The sequence below is a fragment of the Streptomyces mayteni genome, assembly GCF_054783955.1.
The window spans coordinates 1-9,387 of the sequence record NZ_BAAGPR010000182.1; the positions used below are offsets into that span (position 1 = coordinate 1).

The 9,387-nt window shown below is 72.3% G+C and carries 11 protein-coding genes and 1 riboswitch; of the genes, 3 read left to right on the plus strand and 8 right to left on the minus strand.

Features of this window, described 5'->3' with window-relative positions:
* Positions 1-254: 254 nt before the first annotated feature.
* The 6 genes from ACYVPE_RS37975 to ACYVPE_RS38000 all read right to left on the minus strand — a co-directional run bounded on the left by ACYVPE_RS37975 (position 255) and on the right by ACYVPE_RS38000 (position 4,641).
* Positions 255-818: a hemerythrin domain-containing protein gene (locus ACYVPE_RS37975; protein WP_461038402.1), complete on the minus strand. Its 564-nt coding sequence runs from the start codon at positions 816-818 to the stop codon at positions 255-257.
* A 111-nt stretch (positions 819-929) separates the two neighbouring features.
* Positions 930-1,490: a TetR/AcrR family transcriptional regulator gene (locus tag ACYVPE_RS37980; RefSeq protein ID WP_461038403.1), complete on the minus strand. Its 561-nt coding sequence runs from the start codon at positions 1,488-1,490 to the stop codon at positions 930-932.
* A gap of 7 nt (positions 1,491-1,497) precedes the next feature.
* Positions 1,498-2,034 carry a sugar O-acetyltransferase gene (locus ACYVPE_RS37985; RefSeq protein ID WP_461038412.1) on the minus strand — a complete coding sequence of 179 codons (537 nt, stop codon included), beginning with the start codon at positions 2,032-2,034 and terminating at the stop codon, positions 1,498-1,500.
* 180 nt (positions 2,035-2,214) lie between these two features.
* A complete protein-coding gene (locus tag ACYVPE_RS37990; protein WP_461038404.1) occupies positions 2,215-2,835 on the minus strand; it encodes an L-threonylcarbamoyladenylate synthase in 621 nt (206 codons plus the stop codon).
* Between the two features lie 49 nt (positions 2,836-2,884).
* Positions 2,885-3,616, minus strand: coding sequence for a hypothetical protein (locus ACYVPE_RS37995; RefSeq protein WP_461038405.1), 732 nt, complete (start codon positions 3,614-3,616; stop codon positions 2,885-2,887).
* Positions 3,617-3,648: 32 nt separating this feature from the next.
* Positions 3,649-4,641, minus strand: a complete 993-nt coding sequence (locus ACYVPE_RS38000) for a GlxA family transcriptional regulator (protein ID WP_461038406.1) — start codon at positions 4,639-4,641, stop codon at positions 3,649-3,651.
* A 98-nt stretch (positions 4,642-4,739) separates the two neighbouring features.
* On the opposite strand from ACYVPE_RS38000, the gene ACYVPE_RS38005 reads away from it, so the two are divergent.
* Entirely contained in the window at positions 4,740-5,186 is a 447-nt protein-coding gene (locus ACYVPE_RS38005; RefSeq protein ID WP_461038407.1) for a hypothetical protein, read from the plus strand.
* A gap of 80 nt (positions 5,187-5,266) precedes the next feature.
* On the opposite strand, the gene ACYVPE_RS38010 is transcribed toward ACYVPE_RS38005, so the two are convergent.
* Positions 5,267-6,565, minus strand: a complete 1,299-nt coding sequence (locus ACYVPE_RS38010; protein WP_461038408.1) for an SLC13 family permease — start codon at positions 6,563-6,565, stop codon at positions 5,267-5,269.
* Between the two features lie 55 nt (positions 6,566-6,620).
* Positions 6,621-7,736 (minus strand): PrpF domain-containing protein, encoded by a 1,116-nt coding sequence (locus ACYVPE_RS38015; protein ID WP_461038409.1) that lies wholly within the window; start codon positions 7,734-7,736, stop codon positions 6,621-6,623.
* Positions 7,737-7,859: 123 nt separating this feature from the next.
* Between ACYVPE_RS38015 and ACYVPE_RS38020 the strand changes: the two genes are divergently transcribed.
* Together ACYVPE_RS38020 and ACYVPE_RS38025 are read left to right on the plus strand one after the other, a co-directional pair.
* The gene (locus ACYVPE_RS38020) at positions 7,860-8,852 is read left to right on the plus strand and encodes a LysR family transcriptional regulator (RefSeq protein ID WP_461038410.1); all 993 of its coding nucleotides are present in this window, start codon (positions 7,860-7,862) and stop codon (positions 8,850-8,852) included.
* An 83-nt stretch (positions 8,853-8,935) separates the two neighbouring features.
* A riboswitch (cobalamin riboswitch) is annotated at positions 8,936-9,058 on the plus strand.
* Between the two features lie 123 nt (positions 9,059-9,181).
* Positions 9,182-9,387: cobalamin biosynthesis protein (locus tag ACYVPE_RS38025; protein ID WP_461038411.1), on the plus strand; the 206-nt coding region annotated here is incomplete at its 3' end.

The window sequence follows — 9,387 nt, forward strand, 5'->3', positions numbered from 1 at the left end:
CGGTCTCGGTCAACGGGGCATTACGGTGGTGCATGAGGGCCTTTCTCAAGGTCGGTGTAGACGTCGTAATCCACACCGAACCCGGAAGGCCCTCACCCATTCAAGATCCCCCAGCCGAGACCTACATCACCGTCCACAACCTCCCGAGACAGAACACCTAGGGCACCGGTCGGGGGATCCGGGCGCGACCCCGTTCGCGGGCATGAAGGATCCCCCGCGTCGGCGCGGGGGATCGGCGGGTTGGCTTCCGGGGCTCAGCGGGGCCGGGTGGCCGCGTCGATGGCGTCCCTGGTGCGGTCCACCAGCGAGGCAAAGGGGCCGAGCGCCCACTGGGCCGCCGGCTTCCCGGCCGTGGAGGGGTGGGGGTGGGTGGGCGCGACCTTCTCCGCCGCCCGCAGCCTGGCGCCCATCTCCCGCCGCTCCTCGTCGGTGCGGCCGGCCCGCACGGCGGGGAACTCCTCGTGCTCCTCCCGCTCCGCGTGCCGCAGCACCGCCAGCTCGAAGTCCAGGAAGGTCCGGTCGAACTCGGCGCTGTCCACGTCCATCCGCTCCAGCAGCACCAGCGTCCGGGTGGCGTCCTGCTCCTCCAGGTTCTTGGTGTCCGCCTCCAGTTCACCCGCGGTGACCGCGGCGACCGGCCTGAGGATCATCTCCTCGGCCGTCTCGTGCACGGCGAGCAGGGCCCGCAGCTCCTCGAAGGCCCGCCGCTTGGGCGCGCCCCTGGCGCCCTTCACGTCGGTGAAGAGTTCCCGGATGCGGGCGTGCTGGTCGATCAGCATGTCGATCACGTCGTCGTCGTGGCGCGCGCTCGCGGTCATGCGCCTGCCCTCCTCGCTCCGTGCGGCCCGGCCGCCGGCCGATGGTGAGGGTACCGAGTACCCGGCGAGCGCGCCACGACACGTCGGACGGCCGACACGTCCGGACGACCGTCACGGCGCCGCGGCACGCGCGATGCGCCCGACGGCCGTGGCCACCACGGCGGGGTCGTGGGCCTCGGTGTCCAGGGCCCGGTGGATGGTGAGGCCCTCGATCAGGGCGTCGAGCAGGCGGGCGGTCGTCGGATCGAAGTGTCGTTCCAGCGCCTGCCGGCTCCGGGCCATCCAGGCGTTGGTGATGTCCCGGAAGGCGGGTTCGCGGGCGGCCAGCGTGTAGAGCTCGTGCGTCAGCACCAGGTCGCGCCGGTCGGTCAGGACGTCGCGGGTGATGAGGTCGACCACCGCCCGCCGCGCGGCGTCGAGGTCGCCGGCGGCGGCCATGACCTGCGCGAACCCGTCGCTTACGGAGGTGGCGAAGCGGCCGAACGCCTCGCGCAGCAGTTCGTCCATGCCCGTGAAGTGGTAGGTCATGGAGCCCAGCGGCACGCCGGCCCTGGCCGCCACCCGGCGGTGCGAGGTGCCCGCGACGCCGACCTCGGCGATCACGTCGAGGCAGGCGTCGATGATCCGGTCGCGGCGGCCCGGATCGCCGCGACCGGTCCCGGTGGGGGACACAGCGGGCTCAGATCTTCCGGACGACGCGGGCGGGGTTGCCCACCGCCACCGCGTTCGCCGGGAGGCCGCGGGTGACCACGGCGCCGGCGCCGACGACGGTGTTGTCCCCGATGGTCACCCCCGGGCAGACGATCACCCCGCCGCCGAGCCAGACGTTGTCACCGAGCGTGATCGGCCTGGCCGCCTCCAGCTTGTCCCGGCGCGGCCCGGGCTCGATGGGGTGGGTCGGGGTCAGCAGCTGGACGTTGGGGCCGATCTGGCAGTCCTCCCCGATGGTGATCGCCGCCACGTCCAGGGCGGTCAGGTTGAAGTTGACGAAGGTCCGCGCGCCGATGTGGACGTTCTCGCCGTAGTCGACGAACAGCGGGGGCCTGACCACGGCGTCCTGACCGAGACTCCCGAGCACCTCGGCCAGGATCTCCCGCGCCCGGTCGTCCCGGCCGGCCACCACCTCCAGCCGGAACTCATCGAGCATCCTGACGGCCCGCCGCGCGATGGCGGCGCTCTCCGGATCGTCGGCGACGTAGAGCTCACCGGCGAGCATCCGCTCCCGGTTGGTGCGCGGATCCCCGGCGAAGTAGTCGTTCGCATTCACGCGTACGATCGTACACTCCGGGGTGTACGACCGTACGCGCCAGCTCACGACCGGGATCTCGGCACGGCGAGCTCGGGCGCCGGGCCGAAGCCGTGCCCGTCAGTGGCCGTCATCGCGGGACGACCACCGCTACTCGAACGGGGTGGGGTCGCCCGCGCCGCGACGCACCAGCTCGGGCGACCCCTCGGAGAAGTCCACGACCGTGGTCGGTTCGAGGCCGCAGTCCCCGGAGTCGAGGACCGCGTCCACGACGTGGTCGAGGCGCTCCTTGATCTCCCAGCCGTAGGTGAGGGGTTCCTCCTCGCCGGGCAGCAGCAGCGTGCTCGACATCAGCGGTTCCCCCAGCTCGGCCAGCAGTGCCTGGGCGGCGACGTGCTCCGGGATCCTCACCCCGACGGTCTTCCGCTTCGGGTGCAGCAGCCTGCGCGGCGCCTCCTTCGACGCCGGCAGGATGAACGTGTAGCGGCCAGGCGTCGCCGCCTTGATCGCGCGGAACGCCGTGTTGTCCATCCGGACGAACTGCCCGAGCTGCGCGAAGTCCCGGCACACCAGGGTGAAGTGGTGCCGGTCGTCGAGGCGGCGGATGGCCCGGATGCGCTCCAGGCCGGCGCCGTCGCCGAGCCGGCACCCCAACGCGTAGCACGAGTCCGTCGGATAGACGATCAGCCCGCCGTCCCGAACGACGTCGGCCACCTGCCCGATCGTCCGCCGCTGCGGATTCTCCGGATGCACATCGAAGTACTTCGCCATGCCGCGAGCCTAGGGCCTGCTCCGGCGTGCTCCGGCGCCGCCCGGCGCCTCAGGACAGGAAGCCGCCGTACCGGCCGTTCCTGATCCCGTTCTTCTGCGACTGGTTGAAGTGGCAGTTCGGGTAGTCGTAGAACGACGCCGACATCGGCGTGCCGTCGGTGAACGACGAGTCGGGCAGCCCCAGGGCGTGGCCGAGCTCGTGCACCATGCCGCCGTACCACCGGTTCATGTTGCCGCCGATGCCCGCCGCGCCGTCCGCGTCGTGGCCGCTGAGGATCACCCAGCCGGCGCCGCCGCCACCGCCCGACACGCCCTGCTTCTCGGCGCTGATCTCACCGACGCACAGCCACCGCGAGTCGGGGGACACCAGCCCGAACCTGGACATCAGTTCCTGCTGCATGTTGAAGACCACCCACCAGTACTGCTCGCCACCGTTCGGCGTGTTCTCGTACCAGGAGCGTGGGTGGTTGCCCGTGACGACCTCCACCACCGGCTCGTTCAGGGTGAACGTGACGCCGAGCTCCTGCTGGTAGTAGCGCCGCGACTCCCGCATCACGCCCGCGATGCCGTCGGGGTACCGCTGGTCGTTCGCCACGTCCGACGGCCGGAGCCAGAAGACCCGAACCGTCCCGTTCGGCGGGGCGGCCGCCGCCTGGGCGGTGCCCGCCAGGGCCGTCGAACCCAACGCCGCCACGCCGCCCGCCGCCGCGGCCAACACCGCGCGACGGGTGAACCTGCAAGTCTGCACCGGACGTTCCTCCTCGATGAGAAGTGTGCCCATGACAAAAACAAGCTAGCAGCGAAGTGCCGTCGCTACTCCACGCTCGTCGCCGGCTTGGCCGGGAACGCGCTGGCCTGGGTCAGGCGGTAGCGCGAGGGCGGCATCCCGTACTGGTCGACGAACGCCTGCCTGAGGGTCTCGGCCGAGCCGAAGCCGCACCGGCTCGCGACGCCGGCCATCGGCAGCGACGTGGTGGCCAGCAGCTGGGCCGCGGCCTCGGTGCGGGCCCGGCGCACGAACCGCCCAGGGGTCTGGCCGAGTTCCCGCAGGAACAGCCGGGTCAGATGGCGCTCGCTCACCCCGGCGCCGGCCGCCAGCGTCGCCGTGGTCAGGTCGCCGTCCGGCTGGCCGGTGATCCGGGCCACGACCCGCTTCACGAGGCCGTCGGCGAGCGGCGGGTCCTGGGTGAACATGCTCATCTGCGCCTGGTTCCCCGGGCGTTGCAGATAGGTCACCAGGTAGCGGGCCACCGTCCTGGCGAGCGTGGCGCCGTGGTCCTCCTCGATGAACGCCAGGGTGAGGTCCAGGGCGCTGGTGACACCGGCCGCGGTGGCCACGTTGCCGTCCCGGACGAAGATCGGGTCGGCGTCGACGGCGACCTCGGGATGGCGGGCGGCGAGCCGGGGCGCGAACTCCCAGTGGGTGGTGGCGCGCCGGCCGTCGAGCAGGCCGGCGGCGGCCAGCACCTCGGCGCCGGTGCACACGGAGGCGACGCGACGGCTCTCCCGCGCGAGGCGCCTGACATGGCCGACCAACGCCTCGCTGGCGGCCGCCTCCTCGTGGCCGATTCCCCCGGAGACGACGAGCGTGTCGAGCGGCCCGGTGAGCCGCTCGACGGCCCGCTGGCCCTGCAACGTCAACCCGTTGGCGCAGACGATGGGGTGGCCGGAAGGGGTGGCGAGGAACACGTCGTAGGGCGGCGCGGCGCCGTGGTGGTTCGCCATGATCAGACTCGTCGTCACGCACGAGATGTCGAGCAACTCGGCCGCGTGGTACCCGACCACGGCCACTCGTCGTCCGGTCACGGCACGACCCTATGCCGGAAGGACGGGGAGCCCAAGTATTCGGCCCTGCCAGCCGCCAGGCCTTGGCGGGCCCGCCGGCCGCCGGGACCGTGGGCGGCATGACCAGGACCCGCACCACCCCGACGGCATCCACCGACACCGATCCCCTTGCCGCCAGGCGGCGTTGGAGACGGTTCGCGCTGCACTACGTCGAGATGATCGTCGCCATGTTCGTCGGCATGTTCGCACTCGACCTGCTGTGGTCCGCCGCCGGGGTCGACCTCTCCCACGACCGGGATCCCGAACTCGCCTATCTGCTGATGGCGTTCGACATGTCCGCCGGCATGGCCGCCTGGATGCGCTTCCGACGCCACGGCTGGGGCGTGACGCTGGAGATGTGCGGCGCCATGTTCGCCCCGGTCGTCCCGCTGTTCCCCCTCCTGTGGTGGGGCGTGATCGACGGGATGACCCTGATGATGGTGGCGCACACGGCGATGTTCCCGCTCATGCTTGCCGTCATGCTGCGCCGCCGCGACGAGTACGCGCACGGCCACGCCCACCACTGAGCGACCCCGTGGTTCCGCCACGGCGTTGCGGCGCCATCCCGGGACGCCGGCCGGCCGCCGCCGGCGTCACGGCACCCGGGTCACAGGGTCCACGGCACCACGACCAGCGCGCCCCAGGCGAGCACCGGGCCGATGCCGACGATCCCCACCGTGTAGCTCATCACCTGGCGGTAGAACCGCTCCCGGTCCACGCCCCTGGCGTTGCTCAGCACGAGGGCGCCGTTGGTGGAGAACGGGGAGACGTCCACGATGGTCGTGGAGATCGCCAGGGCCGCGATCAGGCCGGCCGCGTTCAGGTGGCTGGAGAGCAGCAGCGGCACGGCGATCGGGATGATGGTGGTCAGGATCGCGGTGGAGGAGGCGAAGGCCGAGGTCACCGCGACCGTGAAGCACAGCAGCAGCGCCACGATCAGGGGGGCGCCGACGCCGGCCGCGTGTTCGGAGATCAGCTCGATGGTCCCGGCGTGCTCCAGCATGGCGATGTAGGTCATCATGCCGGCCACCAGCAGGATCGTGGACCAGCCGATGCCCTCGATGGCCTTCTCCTGGTTCTTCATGTCGACCAGCGCGAGCACCGCGCCGGCGGCCAGCGCCAGGAAGCCGATCTGCAGCTCGAAGACGAGGGCGCCGACGACCAGGACCAGCAGCGCGACCAGGGTCAGCCCCTGCCGCCAGGTCACGCCGGGGGAGCCGGGGGCCGCGGCGGCGTCGGCCTCGTCCGGCACGGCGTCCGATGCGGCGTCCGAGGCCGCCGCGCCCGCCGAGACCCGGGCCGCGGCGTTCGTCCCGCGGCGGAGGAGCACGAAGGTCAGCAGCGAGAGCAGCAGGTTGAAGCCGAAGCTGGCGAGGAACAGGGTGGGCGCCGAGACGGAGATCGAGGTGCCCTCGACCATGTCGAGGACCAGCGCCCCGGAGACCGCGACCGGCGAGAACGCGCCGGCGTGCGCGCCGCTGATCACCACCATGCCCATCATCAGCGGGTTCAGCCGGTGCTTGAACGCGAAGTCCATGCCGATCGGCGCCAGGATGGCGACGGCCGCCGGGGTGAAGGTGCCGAACGCGGTGAGCGCCGCGGCCACGAAGAAGAGCACCCAGGGGATCAGGGCCACCTTGCCGCGCACCAGCCGCACGCTGGCCGCGACCAGCAGGTCGATGGTGCCGTTGCGGCGGGCGATAGAGAAGAGGTAGGTGACCCCGACGATCGTCACGAACAGGTTCACCGGGAAGCCCTCGAAGATCTCGTCCTCGGTCATGCCGAGCGAGGCGGTGCCGATCACGAAGGTGGCGACGAAGGCGAGGATCCCGATGTTGATCGGCAAGACGGTACCGACGAGGAACATGACCAGCAGCGCGCCGATGGATATGACTTCAGCAGACATCGTTGTCCTTAGCGGTGCGGGAAAAAGGGGGGAGGCGGGGATATGGGAGATGCCGCTAGGCCGCGGTGGGGACCGGTTCCGGCACGAAGATCTCGGCGTCGCACAACACGCGGGCGGCGCGACGCACGGTGACCCGGTGGGGTCCCGCGGAGTCGATATCGGCGCAGGTGACCTCGACGACACCGGCGGGTGTGCCGATGCGCAGCCGAGTGTCCGCTGTCGCCGTGGATACCATCCGCACCACCGATTCGTCGACCAGGTTGGCCGCGGCGACGGCGACGGCCGAGGTGAGGCCGATCGCCGGGTGCGGGTCGTTCATGGTGAGCATCCGCACCGACACGTCGTAGTCGGTCGCGGCGACGCGCTCCCCGGTCGAGCTGACGTAGGGCACCGGCGCGCCGACCAGCCCCACCTTGGGTACGGCGTCCACCGGCGGCTCGCCCGGGCGGCGCAGGCCCATCAGGGGTGCGGCGGCGTGGCGCACCGCGCGCAGCCAGCCGACGTCGCCGCGCACGGCGGCGATCGACTCCGCGCCGGTGCGGCCGGTCGCGGCGGCGTCCACCGCGACGACCGGCGCCCCGGCGTCGAGCATGGTGACGGGCACCCGCTCGTCGCCGACCCGCAGCTCGTCGAGCGGGCTCCCGGTGGGGAGCAGCGCCCCGGTGGACCGCCCGGCCGCGTCCACGAAGGTCAGCCCGACGGCCACGCCGCCCGACCTGGTGCCCGGCACGGTCTCGGTGCCGAACTCGTGGGCGACGCCGCCCGCGGTGTCGACGCCGGCCTCCAGGACGGCGCCGGTGTTGGTGTTGCGCATCACGACCCGGGTCAGGTCGCCCTCGATGGGGACCAGCCCCCTGGTGACCGCCCAGAGCGCGATGGCGGTGGCGCAGTTGCCGCAGTTGCTGCCCCACTCGACCCGGCCGACGCCGATGCCGACCTGGCCGAACAGGTACTCGACGTCGACGCCCTCGTCGGCGCAGGGCCTGACGACCGCCGCCTTCGAGGTCGTCGGCGTGGCACCGCCGACGCCGTCCAGGTGTACCGGGTCGGTGGCGCCGTAGGCGTTGACGAGCAGGCGCTCGAGACCGTCCATCGACGAGGGGACGTCGCGGTGGTCGAAGAGCCAGCACTTGCTCGTGCCACCACGCACCAGACTCGCGGGAACGCGCACTGCGACCGTCCTTCCGTGCTTGTTGCGGAGGGTGAACGCGGTCACGATGGCAGCGCTGAGGGTTGAGAACAATACCTGGAAACTTGAGGCGCCTTTAGCTGAGCTAAAGGCTATTCTCGGGGCGTGCTGAACGTGAAGAGACTGCTCCTGCTCACCGAGATCGCCGAGCACGGCTCGCTCACGGCGGCCGCGGTCGCCGCCGGGATGACCGCGTCCGCCGCCTCGCAGCAGATGTCCCGGCTGGAGGCGGAGGTCGGCCAGCCGCTGCTCGAACGGCTGCCGCGCGGCGTCCGGCTGACCGGCGCGGGGGCGGCGCTCGTCGCGCACGGCAGGTCGATCAGGCGCGAACTTCGCGCCGCCGAGGCGGACCTCGACGCCTTCGCCAGGCTCGACCGCGGCACCGTGCGCCTCGGCTCGTTCCCCACCGTCAGCGCCTCGCTGCTGCCGCTCGCCCTGACCCGGTTCGCCCGCGCCCACCCCGGGGCGCGGGTGGAGGTCAGATCGGCCATGCTGGCCCAGCTGCGCGAGATGCTCTACACCGGCGAGGTGGAGCTCGCGCTGCTCTGGGACTACCGGTGGAACCGGGTCACCGACGACTCGCTCACGGTCAGCCACCTCCTCAACGACCCGACCGTGCTGGTCGTCCCCGCCACCTCCGAGCTGCTGGCCGAGCCCGAGATCAGCCTCGGCTCGCTCGCGACCCAGGACTGGATCATCCGCGCCGACAACCACCCCGTCGCCGACGTGTTGCGGCGCAGCTGCCGGCTGGCCGGCTTCGAGCCGAGGATCGCCTACGAGTCGCACGACTACCAGGAGGCGCAGGCGATGGTCGCCGCGGGCCTCGGCATCGCCATCGCGCCCCGGCTCGCGCTCACCAACCGGCGGGACGACGTGCGGCTCGTGCGGTTCGGATCCGACGTGCCGGCCCCCATCCGCCGGATCCTGCTGGCCCGCCCGAAGGACCGGGAGGCGACGCCCGCCGTGTCGGCCATGACGGAGATCCTCGGCGCGGTGGCGCAGCGGTTCATGACGGCCGACCTGGCACGCAGTCAACTCGGCTCCGTCCGCCGGCGCGGCGCCCAACGGGCCGACCGCCGGCCGGGAACCGAGCCGTGATCGGCCACGGGGCGGGAGCGGTGGGGGTGTTGACGTGCCATGTTCCGCGTGGTGCACTCGACGGTGCCCAACGGCGGCAGGAGAGGAAGCCGGTGCGATTCCGGCGCGGTCCCGCCACTGTCACCGGGGAGTGCTCTCCCACCCGTAGGTCACGGCCCGCAGGGGCTGGAAGGCCGGGGGAGCGCGGATCCGGGAGCCAGGAGACTCTCACCGCCGGTCGCGTCGAACCAGGGCGAGGACCCTGAGTGAGGACGTTCCCATGCCTGGCCGCCGCCCGCCCCCTGCCCCCCGCCGTGCCCTTCGGAGCGTGAGCCCGGCCGGCTGAGCCGATGCGCCCACCACAGTCCGTGGCGTGCGGTCTGGCCCTCGGCTATTTCGCCGACCTGGTGTTCGGCGACCCGCGCCGCGGCCATCCCGTCGCCGGCATCGGCCGGGCCGCCGCCGCCCTGGAACGCCGCCTCTGGCGCGACAGCCGGGCCGCCGGCGCGGCCCACGTGCCGGCGTTCGTCGCCGGCGCCGCCGCCGTGACGGCGCC